The organism is Microbulbifer maximicatervae (SeqCode) (assembly GCF_052467385.1).
This window is the reverse complement of sequence record NZ_CP174311.1, coordinates 747292-766341: the sequence shown is the minus strand read 5'-3', so window position 1 is coordinate 766341 and position 19050 is coordinate 747292. Positions and strand designations below refer to the sequence as shown.

Annotated in this window: 16 protein-coding genes; 12 read left to right on the top strand and 4 right to left on the bottom strand. The window is 47.4% G+C overall.

What is annotated here, in order from left to right; all coding sequences use genetic code 11:
- Nucleotides 1-19: 19 nt before the first annotated feature.
- Entirely contained in the window at nt 20-3139 is a 3120-nt protein-coding gene (locus ACJJIR_RS03320; RefSeq protein ID WP_444907324.1) for an efflux RND transporter permease subunit, read from the top strand.
- Nucleotides 3140-3202: 63 nt separating this feature from the next.
- Here ACJJIR_RS03320 and ACJJIR_RS03315 read toward each other — a convergent pair whose 3' ends face one another.
- The 4 genes from ACJJIR_RS03315 to ACJJIR_RS03300 all read right to left on the bottom strand — a co-directional run bounded on the left by ACJJIR_RS03315 (nt 3203) and on the right by ACJJIR_RS03300 (nt 6979).
- The gene (locus ACJJIR_RS03315) at nt 3203-4105 is read right to left on the bottom strand and encodes an MBL fold metallo-hydrolase (protein ID WP_444907323.1); all 903 of its coding nucleotides are present in this window, start codon (nt 4103-4105) and stop codon (nt 3203-3205) included.
- A gap of 144 nt (nt 4106-4249) precedes the next feature.
- Nucleotides 4250-4558 (bottom strand): hypothetical protein, encoded by a 309-nt coding sequence (locus ACJJIR_RS03310; protein WP_444907322.1) that lies wholly within the window; start codon nt 4556-4558, stop codon nt 4250-4252.
- A 29-nt stretch (nt 4559-4587) separates the two neighbouring features.
- Nucleotides 4588-5379 carry a glycerophosphodiester phosphodiesterase family protein gene (locus ACJJIR_RS03305; RefSeq protein WP_444907321.1) on the bottom strand — a complete coding sequence of 264 codons (792 nt, stop codon included), beginning with the start codon at nt 5377-5379 and terminating at the stop codon, nt 4588-4590.
- 163 nt (nt 5380-5542) lie between these two features.
- Nucleotides 5543-6979 (bottom strand): hypothetical protein, encoded by a 1437-nt coding sequence (locus tag ACJJIR_RS03300; RefSeq protein WP_444907320.1) that lies wholly within the window; start codon nt 6977-6979, stop codon nt 5543-5545.
- An 870-nt stretch (nt 6980-7849) separates the two neighbouring features.
- Here ACJJIR_RS03300 and ACJJIR_RS03295 point away from each other — a divergent pair.
- From ACJJIR_RS03295 to ACJJIR_RS03245, 11 genes are all read left to right on the top strand, one after another.
- Complete coding sequence (locus tag ACJJIR_RS03295) at nt 7850-8281, top strand: response regulator transcription factor (protein WP_282931332.1); 432 nt, start codon at nt 7850-7852, stop codon at nt 8279-8281.
- A complete protein-coding gene (locus ACJJIR_RS03290; protein WP_413663257.1) occupies nt 8278-8706 on the top strand; it encodes a CsgE family curli-type amyloid fiber assembly protein in 429 nt (142 codons plus the stop codon). The genes ACJJIR_RS03295 and ACJJIR_RS03290 overlap by 4 nt, the downstream gene beginning before the upstream one ends.
- Nucleotides 8706-9125: a curli assembly protein CsgF gene (locus ACJJIR_RS03285; RefSeq protein ID WP_413663258.1), complete on the top strand. Its 420-nt coding sequence runs from the start codon at nt 8706-8708 to the stop codon at nt 9123-9125. The genes ACJJIR_RS03290 and ACJJIR_RS03285 overlap by 1 nt, the downstream gene beginning before the upstream one ends.
- A gap of 32 nt (nt 9126-9157) precedes the next feature.
- A complete protein-coding gene (locus tag ACJJIR_RS03280) occupies nt 9158-10030 on the top strand; it encodes a CsgG/HfaB family protein (RefSeq protein WP_413663259.1) in 873 nt (290 codons plus the stop codon).
- Between the two features lie 58 nt (nt 10031-10088).
- Complete coding sequence (locus ACJJIR_RS03275; protein WP_444907319.1) at nt 10089-10631, top strand: hypothetical protein; 543 nt, start codon at nt 10089-10091, stop codon at nt 10629-10631.
- Nucleotides 10632-11098: 467 nt separating this feature from the next.
- Nucleotides 11099-12121, top strand: coding sequence for a hypothetical protein (locus ACJJIR_RS03270; protein ID WP_444896141.1), 1023 nt, complete (start codon nt 11099-11101; stop codon nt 12119-12121).
- Nucleotides 12122-12569: 448 nt separating this feature from the next.
- The gene (locus ACJJIR_RS03265) at nt 12570-13589 is read left to right on the top strand and encodes a hypothetical protein (protein WP_444896140.1); all 1020 of its coding nucleotides are present in this window, start codon (nt 12570-12572) and stop codon (nt 13587-13589) included.
- A gap of 652 nt (nt 13590-14241) precedes the next feature.
- The gene (locus ACJJIR_RS03260; protein ID WP_444907318.1) at nt 14242-15126 is read left to right on the top strand and encodes a hypothetical protein; all 885 of its coding nucleotides are present in this window, start codon (nt 14242-14244) and stop codon (nt 15124-15126) included.
- A 306-nt stretch (nt 15127-15432) separates the two neighbouring features.
- Nucleotides 15433-16323 carry a hypothetical protein gene (locus ACJJIR_RS03255; protein ID WP_444907317.1) on the top strand — a complete coding sequence of 297 codons (891 nt, stop codon included), beginning with the start codon at nt 15433-15435 and terminating at the stop codon, nt 16321-16323.
- Nucleotides 16324-16618: 295 nt separating this feature from the next.
- A complete protein-coding gene (locus tag ACJJIR_RS03250; RefSeq protein ID WP_444907316.1) occupies nt 16619-17500 on the top strand; it encodes a hypothetical protein in 882 nt (293 codons plus the stop codon).
- A 419-nt stretch (nt 17501-17919) separates the two neighbouring features.
- Nucleotides 17920-18795, top strand: coding sequence for a hypothetical protein (locus tag ACJJIR_RS03245; RefSeq protein ID WP_444907315.1), 876 nt, complete (start codon nt 17920-17922; stop codon nt 18793-18795).
- Nucleotides 18796-19050: the final 255 nt, after the last annotated feature.

The window sequence follows — 19050 nt, the reverse complement described above, 5'->3', positions numbered from 1 at the left end:
TTGAAACAGAGAAACTGCCATGGGTTTTAACCTCTCCGAGTGGGCCTTAAAAAACCGCCCGCTGGTGCTTTACGCAATGATCGTCCTGGGACTGCTGGGAACCTTTTCCTATACCCAATTGGGGCAAAGTGAAGATCCCCCCTTTACCTTTAAGGTGATGGTGATCAACACCGTCTGGCCCGGCGCCAGCGCCGAAGATGTGTCCCGCCAGATTACCGAACGGGTAGAAAAGAAATTACTGGAGACCGGTGATTACCAGCGTATTTCCTCTTTTTCCCGTCCGGGGCAATCCCAGGTATTGTTTGTTGCCCGGGACGATATGCACTCCCGTGACATTCCCGATCTCTGGTATGAAGTGCGCAAAAAGGTGGGGGATATTCGCCACACCCTCCCGCCGGATATCCAGGGCCCATTTTTTAACGACGAGTTTGGCACCACCTTCGGCAATATTTATGCCCTCACCGGCAGTGGCTTCGATTACGCACTGATGAAGGACTACGCTGAGCGGCTGCAACTGGCCCTTCAGCGAGTTAAGGATGTAGGCAAGGTCGAGTTACTGGGACTGCAGGACGAAAAAATTTGGGTGGAAATATCCAACACCAAATTGGCCTCCATGGGCATTCCACTGTCTGCGGTTCAAAACGCCCTGCAAGCGCAAAACCAGGTCACCGATGGCGGCTTTGTGGATACCGTCAGCGACCGGGTGCGCATCCGTGTGAGCGGACAATTCACCTCCGTCAATGAAATACGCCAGTTTCCTATTACCGCAGATGGCCGCACCCAGCGCCTGGGAGATATCGCCCAGGTCCACCGCGGCTTTAGCGATCCGGCCCAGCCCCGCATGCGCTTTATGGGAGAGGATGCCATCGGCCTCGCCGTGTCCATGAAGGAAGGGGGAGATATTTTAAAGTTGGGTAAAGCCCTCGACGAAACCTTTGCCCGACTACAGGAAGATCTGCCCATAGGTATGGAACTGCGCAAGGTCTCCGACCAACCGGCAGCAGTAAAACGCGGCGTTGGCGAATTCCTGCAAGTGCTGGCTGAAGCCCTGGGTATCGTACTGCTGGTGAGTTTTTTCTCCCTCGGCAGCCGCCCGGGATTAATTGTGGCGCTGTCGATCCCATTGGTATTGGCAATGACCTTCGCGCTGATGCACTACTTCAATATCGGACTGCACAAGATTTCGCTGGGGGCACTGGTACTCGCCCTGGGCTTGATGGTGGACGACGCCATTATCGCGGTGGAGATGATGGCGATAAAAATGGAGCAGGGGCTCAGCCGGCTAAAAGCCGCCGGCTTCGCCTGGACCAGTACCGCTTTTCCCATGCTCACCGGTACACTGATTACCGCCGCCGGTTTTTTACCGATTGCCACCGCCCAATCCGGTACCGGTGAATACACCCGATCTATTTTCCAGGTGGTGACCCTGTCGCTAATCGTTTCCTGGATTGCCGCCGTGGTCTTCGTACCCTATCTGGGCCACTACCTGCTGCCAAACCTGGCGCGACACGGCCACGGCGGTGAAGTGGCAGACCCCTACCAGAAACCCTTTTACCAGCGCTTCCGCCGCTTTATTACCTGGTGCCTGCGCAATCGCAAAACAGTGATCGCGGCTACCCTGGCGATTTTTGTCGGCTCGCTCGCTCTGTTCAAACTGGTTCCGCAACAGTTCTTCCCCTCTTCCGGACGCCTCGAATTGATGGTGGACCTGAAGCTGGCTGAGGGTGCCTCGCTGAAATCCACCGAGAACCAGGCCAAAAGGCTGGAAACCCTGCTGGCGCAAAACGATCAGGTAGAAAATTACGTGGCCTATGTGGGCACCGGCTCCCCGCGCTTCTACCTGCCTTTGGACCAGCAACTGCCCGCTGCCAGCTTCGCCCAGTTTGTTGTAATGACCCGCAGTGTCGAAGAGCGCGAGCAAGTGCGCAGCTGGCTGATCAATACGATGAATGAGGAATTCCCCACCCTGCGCAGCCGTGTGTCCCGCCTGGAGAACGGCCCACCCGTGGGCTACCCGGTGCAGTTTCGCTTGTCCGGCGAACATATTCGTGAAGTGCGCGGGCTGGCCCGGGAAGTGGCCGAGCGCCTGCGGGACAATCCACAAGTGACCAACGTGCACTTGGACTGGGAAGAACCCAGTAAATCCATCAACCTCAATATCGACCAGGACCGCGCTCGCGCAATGGGCGTCAACAGTGCAACCTTGTCCCAGGCTCTGCAAAGCTCCTTAACCGGTATCACTGTGAGCCAATACCGGGAGGATAACGAGCTGATCGACGTGCGTGTGCGCGGTAATGAAGACGATCGCTATGCCCTGCGCCAGTTGGGTAACCTCGCGGTACAAACCGACAGCGGCCGCAGTGTACCGCTGAACCAGATTGCCACCCTGGAATACGGTTTTGAGGAAGGTATTATCTGGCACCGGGATCGCCTGCCCACCGTTACCGTGCGCGCTGATATTTATGGGGAAGAGTTACCGGCGACCGTAGTCAATGCCGTGTGGCCTCAGCTTCAATCCATTCGCGATAAATTACCGCCGGGCTATTTGCTGGAAGTGGGTGGTACCGTGGAAGAATCTGCGCGGGGGCAAAAATCGGTCAATGCCGGTATGCCGCTATTTGTGCTGGTGGTCTTTACCCTACTGATGCTGCAATTGCGCAGTATGTCCCTATCCACCATGGTATTCCTCACGGCTCCCCTGGGCCTGATCGGCGTTACACTGTTCCTGCTGTTGTTTGGCAAGCCCTTTGGTTTTGTCGCCATGCTGGGCACCATCGCCCTGGCGGGAATGATTATGCGTAACTCGGTGATTTTGGTGGACCAGATACAGCAGGATATCAGCCAGGGCCTCAGCCCCTGGGATGCAATTGTCGAGTCGACGGTAAGACGCTTCAGGCCGATTGTTTTGACAGCGCTAACTGCAGTATTGGCGATGATTCCACTGTCCCGCAGTGACTTCTTTGGCCCTATGGCGGTCGCCATTATGGGCGGATTGATTGTCGCAACCGGACTCACCCTACTGTTCCTGCCAGCACTCTATGCCGCTTGGTTCCGAGTGCGAGAAGAACACAATGAAGAGGCGGTGGAAAATAGCCCTGAATTTGACGGGCCCATGACCCCGAATGCCACTACAGATTAAAATCACGGGGTAATCCAACAAAAAGGCGGCGCAGGTTTTCACTGCGCCGCCTTTTTTTATTTTCTAAGATTGTGTCAGGGAGTCGTAAACAATCCCGGTCCAAATATCCGGTGTCATAAAACCCTGGCCATACTGCGCATCAAATTCCGCTGTGGGCTTTGCAGAAATCACTTCCTGCCGCGTTTTACCCTCATCCACCATCGCTTTTACTTTGTCCCTAAGCCCTGCCAGTATATTGCGCTGCTGTTGCAGTTCTGCCCGATTACTGAGAGGACCGTGACCGGGAATAATTTTGGTATCTTCCCCCGCCATCGCCAAAGCGGTGTCCATAGCTGCGATCATGCCATCCACCGAGCCGCCGGAAGAGAGATCGATAAAGGGATAGTTACCGTTAAAATAAATATCCCCCATATGAATCACATCAGCTTCGGCAAAATGCACAATGGAGTCACCATCCGTGTGGGCGGGCCCCACATGCTGGACCTTTACCCTATCGCCATTCCAGTAAAAGGTAGTGGCGTCGGTAAAGGTAATCACCGGTAATGCTTCTGGAGGAGACGGCTCAACCTTGCGCTTAAACGCCTCAATAAACTGCTCGGTACTTACCCGTTTGCGCACATTCTCGTGAGCCACAATCAGGGCGCCGCTTTTGCCCAGGTTTTCGTTACCGCCTGTATGATCTCCATGCCAGTGGGTATTAATGACGAAGCGCAAAGGTTGCTTGGCTAACTCAGCTACTGCCTGTTGAATTTTTGCGGTCAAAGGCGCGTATTGGTCATCCACCATAAAGGTACCGTCCTCTCCCACCAGTACTGCAATATTGCCCCCAGCCCCTTTGAGCATATAAACATTGCCAGACACAGCTTCACTACTAATTTCCACATTGGCAAACCGATCCTGTGCAGAGGTAAAAGATGCAGCCAATACAGAAACCGCCAGGGCGACGGAACCTACTACGTTCTTCATAAAAACTCCCAGTTGTTATTATTTCTTTCCGAAAATTATCAGAAGTTGATCTGACAACATAAAATGCGCCTGTTGCTTTTAGTATGCCAAATATTTTGGTCCGCCCTCCAATCAAACCGAAAGGCTAGACGTTCTTGCCTACTCCTATAAAGTACTGTGGCTACCAATGGGTTTAAAAACCAGATCTCTCATCTCTGGAATACAAATAATTAGCACCAAAAACGCAAGCAAGATACAAGCCACGCAAATAACCTCTAGAGCGAGAGTCACTTTTCTCTGTTTATTGTGGTTTGGATAGTACTTTTTAAAGAGTAACGAAACCCCTGACAACTTAAGAAGTCGTGGCGCGCCAACAGCATACTTGCTCAAAACAGAGATACTAATGGCAGCAGTAAGACCTGAAATGAAGCCAATAATACAAATAGTCGTAAATAGAAAAACTACGATCTCCATCAGTTGACTTATTCCTTATATCAATCGAGTCAGGCTGCCTGCTTCAATAAAGTATCTCGCTGCTGTGCCAACATCTCCAACAGCAGATCCGGTCGGTCAGTCACAATGCCGTGTACGCCCAGATCAATATAGCGCCGGTAATTATCCATGCCATTCACGGTCCATACCGCCAAGTGGACTTTCTTCTTATTAGCGGCGCGCACCATACTTTCAGTAACTACGGGAATACCTTTTTGCTCCATCGGTAGCTGCATCGCGCTATAGCTTGGACGCAGCAGTTTCTCTGCTCGAAGTAACTGTGCAATATAAAATACCACCGCCTCTACGGTAGGCGTGCCCGTCGCCACTTGCGGACAGAGTCGACGAAACTCATTAATCACCCCTTGGTGAAATGAGGAAACGACGACCTGCTCGCCTTTTCCACACTGTGCCAACACATCCTTCAACACTTTTGCAGCGCGATACTGACGGCTTTTAATCTCCAGTATCATTGGCATATCCCCCACCATTGCCAGCGCCTCTTCCAGAGTCAACACTCGCAGGGGCTTTTCTCTATAGGGGTAATACTCTCCATCCCGAGTCCAGAGATAGGCAACATTTAACTGGCGCAGCTGCTCTAAGGTTTTATCCTCTATAAACCCCGCACCATCAGAGAACATTTCCAGCTCCCTGTCGTGAATCAACACTAAATGGCCGTCGGCAGTGAGCCACAGATCCACTTCAATAGCATCCACGCCCAGTTGCACCATTTTTTCAAGGTAAATCGCCGTGTTTCCTGGGTAGAGGCCATTGCCGCAGTCATTACCATGTGCGATCACCATCGGCCCCTCTCCCTGAGGAAACCACAGGGGGCAAGGTTTGCCCGGTGCAGACCGGGCATAAAGAAATAAGACGACTAGGGCAATTAAAAAGAACGACAACCAAAACATGCTTCACCACACTTATTATTTTGTCAGTTTTCAAGCTGGATAGTGTTAGCTTCGATTACGCCTCTTCCGCTAATTTGGCAACAGAATCAGTGTCAGCAAGCACGGTATTCTTTTGGGGCTCTTCTTTCCCCGCCGGTTCTTTAGCCTCACTGCCAATTCCCTGTTTCTGACGCACATATAAAGCCTGTAACCAGAGGGGAACAAAAATAACGATGTCGTAAAAACGATTAGCCAAAACACCTAAGTGCAGTGAAGCCATCGCCAAAAACCGAAGTATTATGGTCATTCCCCGCAGGGATAAGCCCACACCAATACCAATTACCGTTCGCGCTGAACGGATAAACTGCTCCAAAGGAATTGCCAGAAAAGCCAGAATCAAGGGAAGCACAAACCCAAGTCCCATCTGTGCCAGAGGAATTGGCCAAAGCTGCTCAGAACCTAATAACTGCTGTTGCAGAATCAACTCACGGGAGAAAGCCAGGTTTCCACCGACTACAGCCAAAACTAATAAGAGTGCCAAAGCCACTCCCAGCAATAACCTGCGCGTACTCTCACCGAGGGAACCTACCGCAGGAAACATTCGAGTAACCTGCAAGCATTCCATAATCAACAATCCGACAGTGATCTGCAAAAAGATAACCACTGCGGCTGAAATACTGGCGAGACTATAACTGCCAAGTGAAGCTTCAGCGCCCAGTACTGCCGCCATAGGCTGTGCCAGTAACTGGAAATTCACCATAGCGCCAGCTAAAGCAACCACTAATACCAGAGAAGCTGTCAGAAAGCGGCTGAAAGAGGATGAAGACAGCAAGTGAAGGCTTTTATCCGTTTCCTGCAAAATCTCTTCGTAGCGCTCCATATGGCCATCCAGCGCTTTGGCCCGCCGAATAACCGATTCTACATTTTTGTTAATACGTCCCAATGTCGAAAGCATTGCACGCCAACTGGGCAGCATACGTTTTAGTAATTGATGCCTCTCCCGGGTGGACTCACGATAGGACTCCAGAGCTTTGGACTCGGCCTTGCGCATAGACTGATTAATAGTATCGAGAACATCTGCTACCACAGGGTCCTCTTTGCCAGGAATTTCCGAAACAGCTCGAATAGCCCTGGCCCAGTTTGACGGTTCCGGTGCTATTTCAGCGCTGCGTACATAGTCTTCATCCAAGCTACTGAGTTGTTCGCAGAGTTTTCGATGCAAGGTTGGATACAGTGCCAAATCCCGCTGTACGGTTTGCTCAATACGTTCAAATTCTCTTTCAATCTGGCGCTCTGCCGTGTCCCTGCCTTCGGCAAAAAGTACTTCTCGATTGCGCTCTACCAGTCTTTGTTCTGCGGAATCAATATTACTCGCCACAAAGCGCAACGCCCGATGGCCCAGACGCGCTATAGCATATACGGCGCGATGCACAGGCTCACGGGCCAGGAACAAAACAATCAATCCCAGGATACCCCAAAGCCAAAGTGGTAAACTTTGCATTAGTTGACTCATCTCTCCCCCCTTCATTATCAGCCCAATTGGCCTCTATCCTAACAGCTGCGGACAGTACATTCGCCCAAAAGTTCACAATTTGTACAGGAGTATGACGACAGCTTTGCCCTTGGGATCAGTCCCTAATATTGGAAACACAGGGAAAGCTGATATAGACGCAGGGCCGTTAAAACAACCCAACAATACGAAACCATACAGGTGACATCAGTAAAGTTACCTGAAAACAGATGTTCTTTTACATCAATTTAAGTTTATCCCGTTAAAAATTAAAAAAATAAACGTCTGCATCGAGTAGAGAAAATCAACAATAAAGCACAATAGTTGCCAAAGAAAAAAAACAGCACCATATGCGAGACACAAAATGCCAAAAAAATAAATTGCACGCATACCTTTCAAAACTTTGACTGAGAAAAACAATACATTTCCAAGCTTAAAAACCACAGCCAAACCAAACCAAAAATATTCAAACCCCATAAATAAGGCACATTTTTTCCTAAGCCTTACCCCTCCTAGGTCTACACTCCAAACTAAATTCTCATTGAGTGAGTGTTTTTCCCTAACACGGCAGAAACAATTTTACGCTGACTCCCACGTCGTCATGGCAGATAACGTGGGGTAATTTTGGGAACCTAAACGACAGGAGTCGATGGAAGGTCAAACTCTTATTTTAAGAGAGATCTATCTGTATCAAGGAGAGGTACGAGGTATATGCCGGTTCTTTTTTTTAGCAACTCCGGCCTTCAAGGCGATCTATTATTTTCACTGTTTTCACAAGCTATTCCCATACCCTGGGAAAAATCTAGCATTGGAAAACAAAAAAACTGCCTGCAGCATTATCAGGCTATCGTGATAGATTGCTGGCAAATTGGTGTGAGCTCTGACTCAAAGCAGTTTCTTTCAGATCTAAAGAAGATTAGTCATGCAAAAGCTTTACTGATTAATCTCCCAGCCAACCTACCCATTCATATATCGGAAAAGTTACGCCAGAAAGGTTTTCACCTACTTTGTGATAGCAATACCAGTCAGGAAAACCTTATTCACAAATTGGATACCGCGATTCACAGTGCCGAGGGGCGACAACATATCAGCCCACAAAACTCCCTCCCTCTTACCCGCAGGGAACAGGAAATACTCGGACAACTCACTACCGGTGAACCCAACAGTGTGATCGCAACAAAATTGCACCTTAGCGAACACACTGTGAAAAATCACATGTATAACATTTTCCGAAAAATTGGAGTTAAAAACCGGCTGCAGGCCAGTAATTGGGCCAAGCTCAATCTCCAGGAAGAGAGGATATGAGATTAACCCTGTTGATGTTGACACTGTGTGCATCCCTGGCCTTTGGCCAGGATGACACAGAGGTCCCTCCAGCAGATACCGATTCTGGAAAACTCGAAGACGAAATCAGTGGATTCAATATTGATCGAACAATAACCCGTACCGGGCACGATTTTGCCCGCTACATGAGCGAATACAGAAACCTTAATTATCCAGATGCCACTTACAACTTAACTATTTACGAAAGACCCTCAGCACGTTGGGGAAATCTCATCTGGGTTACCTATAACGACAAAATTGTTTTCAGGCGTTTTATCAGTCCAAGCACCAATAATATTCATCGCTTGGCCGATGAGGCCGCGCAATATATTCACCAGGAAGTACTGCAAGCGCGTGTTCGCAGCTCACTCACAGACACCTTTGATTTGGGTAAGGATGAATTCTAATGAAGATCAAATCATTACTGGGTACCGCTTTTTTTTCTCTGGCGGCGTTTTCATATCATCACGTCTCGGCCACCGAATTAATCTATGAACCGGTAAACCCCAATTTTGGTGGTAACCCACTCAATGGTACTTACCTTCTGCAAAATGCGCAGTCACAAGATACTCACGAAGATCCGGATAAACCAGACAGCCTCTATGAACAACCCAGTGCTCTGGATAGGTTCAGCGACTCGCTGGAAACCCGCCTGCTAAACCAACTTCTAACCGATGTTGGTGATGGTAATAGTGGAGAACTGATTACAGACGACTTTATCGTACAAATCGTTGATAACGATGGTGTCCTGACAGTACTTATCACCGACCGCAGTACCGGAGATAAAAGCGAAATCGTTGTAAGCGGGCTAAACCCGACAAACTAACGAACGTTTAAATTTCAAAGGATTCTTTGGCAATGCGTAATGCAATAAAAAAAGTGATAGCTTTGCCCATCGTAGCGACATTAATGACGCTAAGTAGTTGTTCCGCCGTCAAAGATGTGGGCGATGCACTTTTTGGTCCGGGCATCACAGATGCAATGCTCACCCCGAGGAAAAACACCTATCGGGACCTGATCAACCTTCCGCAACCGAAGGGTAAAATATTGGTGGCGGTATACGGTTTCCGCGATCAGACCGGCCAGTATAAGCCGGCACCAAACAGCAGTTTCTCTACCGCAGTCACCCAAGGTGGCGCGGCCATGCTCATGGACGTACTCAATGAGTCCGGCTGGTTTATCCCGTTGGAACGTGAAGGGCTGCAAAATCTGCTGACAGAGCGGAAGATTATCCGTGCAGGATTAACCAAGCCGGACATTCCCGTCAATAACAGCGTGCCACTTCCCACACTCGTAGCTGCGAATGTCCTATTGGAAGGCGGCATTGTTGCCTACGACCAAAATATTCAAACCGGTGGCGCAGGTGCGCGCTATTTTGGTATTGGCGCAGACGAGCAGTATCGCGTGGATCAGGTAACAGTGAACTTGCGGGCAATAGACATTCGTTCCGGGCGGGTACTCCACTCTGTATTGACATCTAAAACCGTCTACTCCAAGGCAATCAGTGCCGATGTATTTCGCTACGTAAAATATCGGCGCCTGTTGGAATTGGAAGCTGGTACTACTTATAACGAACCCGCACAGCTTGCTATGCTTTCAGCGATGGAATCCGCTGTGATTCACTTGATCAGTGAAGGCATAGTGCACAACTCCTGGGCACTTGCCAATCCGGATGAAATCGAAAATCCGATATTGCAGTACTACCTCAATGACAGCACTGTCATTATGTAGAATCAATGACTGACAAATTATTTTTTAAGCCCGGCTTAAAATTGGGATACTTGGAAAGATGTACCATAAATTCAGAATTATTTTTTCTGCCACCCTAGCAATGGCTGCTGTTAATCTTCCAGGTTTAGGCCATTGTTCAGACTTGGATTCCAGCAGTGAATTGGCTGTTGCGAGCGAATTAAGCGCAGCCAATCTTTACTCCGTCACAAATTTAACCGTAATCAACCAGGAAGGTGGAAACAATAACGTACGTACCCGCCAATCAGGCAGTAACAACTACACTTCTGCTCACCAGGACGGCAATAGAAACGGCTTGTCCGTCACCCAATCTGGTGAAGACAATATTGTCACATCGAGCCAGGTCGGGGATTACAACTATTCAATATTGATACAAATAGGTTTTGATAATTTTATAGATATCGACCAGTATGGAGTTGGCAATACCGCGGGCATATCCCAATTTGGAATACAAAATAGTGCCCATGTGGAAGAGATTGGCAGCTTTCATAACGTCAATATTTACCAAAGTGGGAATGGCCTTCACACCTCGGTCACTGTTACCGGAACCGCTACAACAACGTATATTAGCCAATATGACTAATAACTAATAATACTTCTCTGGTTTCCCTTCATCTGATTGGACTTCTTTACTTCAATTCATGTAAGCTTATTAAGTGACAATAATGATTACAGCAACTTAGAAAATTTATCAGAAATGTGATTATTTGAACCTCGCGCCGTATAAAAGAATTTTCTGACAAGCTTTATCACCCCACCTGAAAAAAAGAACTTTCTTCCTAAAGTTTCAAGACTTCTGCCCTATAGCCACAACCTCCAAAGACGACAAAACTCTATTCAGCATCAAGCTGCTGTTAAAAATGATATTGCTAGATGTTTCACAAGGAATGTGAAGGTTAGAAGCAGTCGGTTTCACTCCAGATAACTCACATACGCCTGACACAGCCGTATCGTGTCCTGAGACAAAACACTCCCAATATCTAATGGTGCTGAATTCTTTTATTTGTAAAAAGCTGTACAGCTATATTTGACATCCCTATGGAGTTACTGATGACTAAGTACACACCTATTGCCGCCAGTGTTCTTCTGGCGATCGCCAGTACCGGAGCCTTAGCTACCAACAATACCGCCATTCTCAACCAAAATGGCACTGGCAATATGGCCACGGCTGATCAGAGTGATGCCACTGTATCCAACAACCTGATCACACAAAACCAAACTGGTGACAACAACGTAGTTTATGCAGAGCAAACCAGCTTTAATGATTCCGGTGTAATTACCCAAACTCAAGTCGGAGATATGAATGACGCAGAGTCCTTCCAGAATGATTCCAGCACTGCGATTGTTACTATCACCCAAATCAACGACGGTCACTTTGCAACAACTACACAAAGTTTTGTAGATACCAGCGTTGCTACTGTCACCCAAAGTGGTAGTCCGCAAGTAGCAGCAGTAACTCAAGTTTCCAGTACAAATGATAATGCTGTAGTGACTCAGTCTGGCGACGGCAATGTAGGTAATGTTATCCAAACTAACGGTTCATTTAACACCGCACTCTTAACCCAAACAGGAACCACCAATACTGCAACTTCTACTCAAACTTCCAGTACCTCGAGCACTGTTAACGCTACCCAGGCAGGTACCACAAACTCTGTAATACACATTCAAACTTTGGCCACCAACAGTACCTCTGTTTCCTTCCAGGATGGCACTTCCAACACATTCACTACATCACAGACAGCAGGTGATGGGAACTACAGCGAGGGCTTCCAAAATGGTACTACTCAGGGCTTGACTCACATTCAAGTTGGAGATGATCACTGGGCTTATACTGAGCAAGTGGGCACCACCAATATTGGCGTGATCTCCCAGACAGGCTTTGATAACTATTCTGAAGGCTACCAGGATGGAACGTTCAATAGCTTGACCGTTACCCAGCCAGGAGATTTCAATACCACTGTCGCCTCGCAGACCGGTAATAACAACGTTATTGCCGTAACTCAGGCAACCGATACCAACATGGCTACACCTACACAGGTAGGTGATTTCAACATGGCAATTATCATTCAATAGTAAAGGGGGTAGGCCGGCTTAATTGGCCGGCCTATTTTCAACTTGGTGGGCTAAGTGCAAGCTTCAATTATTATTACTAGCCCTAAATTCCCATGAAACAACCATTTCATGCATTTAATGCCACCCCCCAAATCAGCTGGCATTATTTGCCATAGCTAGTTCAAAAAAGAACTTTATTCCTAAGGTTTCGGCACTTCCGTCCTATGGCTGTAACTCCAGAAGACGACAAAACTCTAATCAGCATCAAGCTGCTGTTTAAATGGTATTGCTAGGTTTCACAAGGAATGTGAAGGTTATTAAGCAGTCGGGTTCATCCCAGTTTCCTCACATACTTCTGGCACGGTTGTAATATGCCTGAGGATGAGACTCTTCCAATATCAAATGATGCTGTTTTCTTTTTGTTTGTAAAAGCTGTACAGCGATATTTGACATCTATATGGAGTTACAGATGACCAAGTACACACCTATTGCCGCCAGTGTTCTTCTGGCGATCGCCAGCACCGGAGCCTTCGCATCGAACAATACCGCCATTCTCAATCAGAACGGTACTGGTAACATGGCAACCGCTGATCAGAGTGATCCGACGGTAACTAATAACCTGATCACCCAGACTCAAACTGGTGACAACAATGAGGTTTACGCGGAGCAAACCAGTAGTAACAATTTGGGGGTAATTACCCAAACCCAAGTGGGAGATTTGAATTTTGCGGAATCTTTTCAGAATGATTCCAACGTTCCTGTCGCTACCATCACTCAAATAGATGATGGACAGATTGCTACAACGGTCCAGAGTTTTGTAGACACCAGTGTTGCAACTATTACCCAAAGTGGTGGATCACAACTTGCAACTACCGCTCAGACCACTAGTGCAAATGATACTCTAGTCATTAATCAGTCCGGTGATGGTAATGTTGCTGCAGGCATACAAACCGCTACATCATTAAACTCAGCGGTTATTAGTCAAACAGGTACTAATGGCACTGCTTCAGCGACACAAAGTGGCACCACATCAAGTAGCATGACGATGATTCAAGCGGGAGACACCAATGTAGTCGCCCATCAGCAAGTCTTGGCCAGTAACAGTACAACACTCTCCTTCCAGGATGGCTCTTTCAACACCATCTTCTTCAGCCAATCTGACGACGGCAATTATAGTGAAGGTTTCCAGAGCGGTACTGGCCAGACTTTGGTACACAATCAAAGTGGTGGTGATCACTGGGCTGTCACCGCACAGGTAGGGACGTCTAACGTAGCTGTTGTTACGCAGGTAGGTTTCGATAACTTTTCATCAGCAGCCCAGGACGGCACGTTCAATAACTTAACTGTGACGCAGCCTGGTGACTTTAACACCACTACGGCATCACAACTTGGCAACTTCAATACAATTACCGTTACTCAGTCTACGGATCTTAATGCAGCAGCGCCTGCTCAAGTAGGTGATTTCAACATGGCAATTATTATTCAGTAGCCAAAATTAAGGCCGACTTTTAAAGCCGGCCTTTTTATCTGAAAAAATTTATCGGTTTATATTGTGCTAAACAAGTATTAACCTCTATATACACGTAGAATCAGCCCCACAAAATCCAAACCTCTCCCGACTCAGCTTACCAAAAATGGCACGCTACAGTAGACCAGGGCGATCTCATTGCTGCGAAAAATCCAGCTGCCAAAATTAAAATTGGAGACCCCTACACATTTAATACTACCCAAAACAGTAATAATATGGGATTTATTTTTAAGCAACCCTGATTAGGGCTTTAAACAAGGGTCGCCCTATCGAGCCCCTAACTGAATTTCATTTAAGTCCACTTATCCAGCAACCTTAGTGCTCTAGCGTAAAAAACAACAACAAAGAAAATATTCCTATTTTTTAGGCACTAACTTCCCATAGCAATATTTGAGGCTTACGATAAAACTCATACCAGCATCAGGGTATTGTCAGGTACTCCAGAGATAATACCTATTAGGGATAGCAATAAAACAAGGTGTGCCAAACTCCTTGCGCAATAAATGCCATACCCTATCTATGGAGTCTTTTGTCCTTCCTAGGCTTGATGCTTCACCGCAACTGAAATCATGGGGATAAGAAAAATCCACCTTACCTTCAATCGGAGATATCGATGCGAATCCATACACCAATTTCCGTGGGCATCAGTCTATGCCTTGTCGGGTCAATTACTTATGCGGATGGAAATACAACTACCGTGGAACAAACGGGTAACAATCACCAGGTGACTGCAAACCAAGTAGACCCAACAACAACTAACAACCTTATTGAGGTTATTCAGGCAGATGAAGCACAGGTTAGCAATAGCCTGCAAGACACTTCAACCAACTTGAGTATCATCAGGCATGAACAGGTAACACTGGGGAATGAAGCTGACTCGACTCAAACTAATTTTTCAGATGATGCAGAGGTAAATATCTATCAGGAGGGCGCTGGAAATTTCGCCTCTACTTTACAGGACAGTACATCTTCTAGCTTTGTTGACATTTCTCAGTTCAATTCTGCAAATGACATCATTTTCTCCCAAACAGATAGTAGTTTCGATACAGTCAACCTCTATCAGTCTGGCTTTGATAACCAGATGTTAGTGACTCAAACTACCACTACGTTTAACAGCCTAAATGTGTCTCAAACGGGTGATCAAAATAGCGCAGATGCTGAACAAACAGGGTTTGATAATCTGTTAACCTCCTCGCAAACGGGCAACTTGAATACTTATTTTTCTATACAAACGGGTGACATCCTGGTAGCAACAAGTACCCAGATAGGAGATGGTAACATTAGTACCCAGACCCAGACTGGAGATATTTTGTTGGTTTCTACGCTACAAGACGGTATTGGCAATATGTCCATCGTGGATCAAGCTGGAGCAATGCAAACTGCAAGTAGCACCCAGATAGGAACAACTAACCTTCACACTATTACCCAAAGCGTCGACAATCAAACGGCTATTGGCACTCAGAATGGCGTGTTAAACCAAGGATTTATCATGCAGTAGCGGCATATTCGTTCCGGCTGAAAGTTATTATATTTTCAATATAGATAGAGGAAAGAATGCATTTTTCAATGCCAGCTTTAATTTATGAGTCACTCACAAAGCTACCCAAAGAATGGCATTCTTTCCTTACCTGATAAAAATACTGCATCAATATTTTCTTACGTAGCAGAGGTTTCAAAATTCTTCGTCTACAGTTTTCCATGTAAACGATTTCTCACATTTTGACGTTACTCACTTCACAGGTAACACAGGCAAAAGTTTTAACGACCGGATTTACCACTAGACGGTAATACACAGGAGTTAGCCGTGCAGAAGATTACCGTAATTCCACTGGTATTGGCGATATCTGCCACCAGTTTGGGTTATGCTGCAGAAAATACTACATTAATCACCCAAAGCGGCTCCAGTAACTCAGCTGTAGCAGATCAAACTGATCCAAGCGCTATCGACAATCACCTGGAGATCAGTCAAGACGGCTCTGCTCATATTGCAGAGGCCGTACAGCAAAACGAAATTGAAAGCTCAATTATCCAAATACAAGAAGGCAGTCTCAACGACGCCTATAGCCTGCAAATGGATGGGATCGCAAATAGCGTAGAAATATTCCAGTCGGGCTCTAATAATCGTGCCAGTAGTTACCAATTGGCCACACAGCATGGGCAATCAACAATACGGCAGGTGGGATCGGGTAATGAAGCAGAAATCCAACAACATCTCGGTAGCGATAATGTCTCTGTTATAGAGCAAATGGGTGAGATGCATGGTGCCTTGATTGGTCAATACGCGAGTTTTAATTCCGATGCGTTGATATTCCAGCAAGGCTCAAGCCATGAGGCCATAATCAGCCAGGAAGGCACCGGGCACTACGCCAGTATCCAACAGATCGGCGCCGCCAACAACGCAGATGTCGCCCAGTCCGATATGTACAACGAATTGGACCTCTATCAGGACGGCGAGGGCAACATGGCCACCATCGTGCAAGTGTCCTGGTATAACAGTGCCTATGTCACTCAGGACGGCTTCTTGAATTCCGCCAATATTATGCAGGCCGGCAATGGTGGATTAGGCGGTGGCCATATGGTGATCGTCAATCAGTCTGGCAGTATGAATGATGCAACTGTGATTCAAAGTGGTTTCTCCCAATCTGCCAATATTACCCAAACCGGTACCGGTAATACGGCAGTGGTTTTACAGTAACGAAGTTATTACCAGTCGGAGTAAGGTCAACTTATTCCGACTGGATTCCTGAGGTAAAAGCATTCATTTCTTGATACTTATTTCTCATTAAATTGAGACTAAAGCCCTATAGAAACTTACTATACCGCCATCAACAATGAAAATAGCGGTAGTTGGGTCAATTCGCTTTTAACGTTCTTAATAATTACTGTCCGGAATTTAATTTCCAGTAGTAATTTCCCTATGTTTGCTTGCCAACACCGCACTTTAAAGCCGTAATTTTCATGCTCCTTGTTATGTAGTCGTGGAGGTATTCGTGAAAAAAGTTATTTATTCGCCGGTAGTCACATTTATCGCATTTCTTTCCGTCAATTCCGCCTTTGGGAATGACCAAACCGTAGAGCAGATACAAATTGGTATTGGCAACAATGCCGTTGCCAACCAGAGGTTTCCGCTTAATGAGGGCAACTTAATCCTGCAAGAGCAAATTGGCTTTTTTAATGACGCCACCGGCATTCAATCCATAGAAATCAACAGCACAATTTCCCAATTTCAAACTGGCCGTAATCATTTTTCCAGAGTTTCCCAATCTACAGGGAGCGACAATGCGGGACAGAGCGTACAGATTGGCTCTAATAGCAGATCGCTCACCCGACAGGTTAACCAAATAAACGGTTTCTCCCTGCACACTCAGGATGGCCAGGGACAGGTTGCCACCACGGTACAGATTTCCGGAGCCAATAACAGCGTCAACATTGAGCAGACAGACAGAGCCAATGTAGCCGCCGTGGCACAAGTATTCAATTTTACGGGTAATGCCTCAATCTCACAGGCGGGTTTGCTTAATTTAGGTGTCAGTGAGCAAACCGGCATCGCTCATGAATCTTCAATTACCCAGGCAGGCGCACTTAACTTTTCCGAAATGGAGCAGCTGGGCACGGGGAATTCATCGTCAGCTTCACAGGAAGGGTTGTTAAATTCAGCAAATTCTTTGCAAGCTGGTGTTGGCAATACCAATCAATCAAGCCAAATTGGGCTGGAAAATAACGTTTCATTTTCTCAACTAGGTCTAAATCAAATGGCCAGTAGCACCCAGATTGGCCTATTTAACCAAGTCCAAGCCAATCAGATGAGAGCGGGAGCATCCAGCAACACCCTACAGATCGGCATTTCCAACAGTAGTCATATTTCCCAGTAGAAAAGGTCGATCTAAATTCATGCGCTATTGATAGCAACAGGCAAAAGCTATAGAGAGAGAAGTTAAACTCGGTACTGTGCAATAGCACTTTCTACTCAAGGATTTACAACTTTTCTCCTATAGCCCCCCCCCAAATTTCCAGCAAGAATATTGGAGACGGAACGAAATTTTGGACTCCTAAGCAGTATCAGGGAAGCCATCAAAATGTATCAGTCCTACTCTCCCGCTTACCTGTTTGACTGGCGGCAATGCCTTTGCGGCAACGCTGCTCCCCCTCTTTACAGTGATACCTACCCCTCCGGCTAGGTGCACCTGCTGTAAAACCCTCGGCGCAGGATGACGTGCCACCCCCTTTCAGCCATTTAGGCTGGTATTTCACCATGTGATGCTCATTGAAGTTTGTAGTAATGGAGACACTCATGAAGACATTGACCCCTATCGCTGTAGCCCTGACCCTGGCCATCAGTGGAACCGCTTATGCGGGCGGCAACACTGCCACTCAGGACCAGAATGGCGGCCACAACAATGCCACTATCGATCAGACCGGGCCGCTGACCTGGGATAACAACGCTATGCAGGAACAGCATGGCCATAGCAATGATGCAGAGATCACTCATAGCATTGAACTCGGCAGCTATGGGTACCAGTACCAGGAAGGTGATCACCATTCAGCGGAGTTGCTGCAAAGCGGCGGTGCCGGCAACGAGTCGTTCAGCTTCCAGTCCGGCAACACCAACGTGTCTGAGACCTATCAGATTGGACAGCTGGGCAGTTACTCCGCCCATCAGCAATCTGGGGACAACCACTACGCCCTCACCTATCAGTTTGCAGGTGCTGGCAACATGGTGATGATTAGCCAGATGGACAGCCACAACACGGCAACCGCCACCCAGGTTGTTAGCGTTGGTTCTGAGACCGTTATTCGCCAGAGAGGAGAACTGCACAACGCAGATACCTTCCAGAGCGGCTTTGGCCACGATGCCGGCATGCGCCAGTCCGGTGAATCCAATGATGGTGATATTCGTCAGGTAGGTGGTGATCACTACGCCCGTATGCGTCAGCGTGGCCACAACCAGGAAGCGGATATCTCCCAGGCTGGGTATGACCACAGTGCACGCGCCCGCCAGAGAGGCCACCACAATGATGTGTACCTGGGACAGATCGGTTCTGGACACACCGCTTCGGCGCGCCAATCAGGGCACAACAACAATAGCCTGGTGGGACAGTTTGGCCTCTACGAAACCGCTACGGTAATGCAGCACGGCCACGCTAACCAAAGCCTCGTTTTCCAGTAGCCCTGGCTGTAATTAAAAAGGGCAACCAATAGCTCAGCGCTAGTCAATTAAGCACTTCTGCTTTCTGATTAAGCTAGAAAAATCCGGAACTCCTAGCAAGGATTCCGGATTTTTTATGCATTTCTGCCCAACATGAGTTCTCCTCTCTTCCAGGATTAGAGAGTTAATAGCAATACTAAGAAAAGGGAGGTTCAAGATCAGAAAATAGAACTTTCTTCTCAGGAATTTACAACTTCTTTCCTATAGCGACTCACT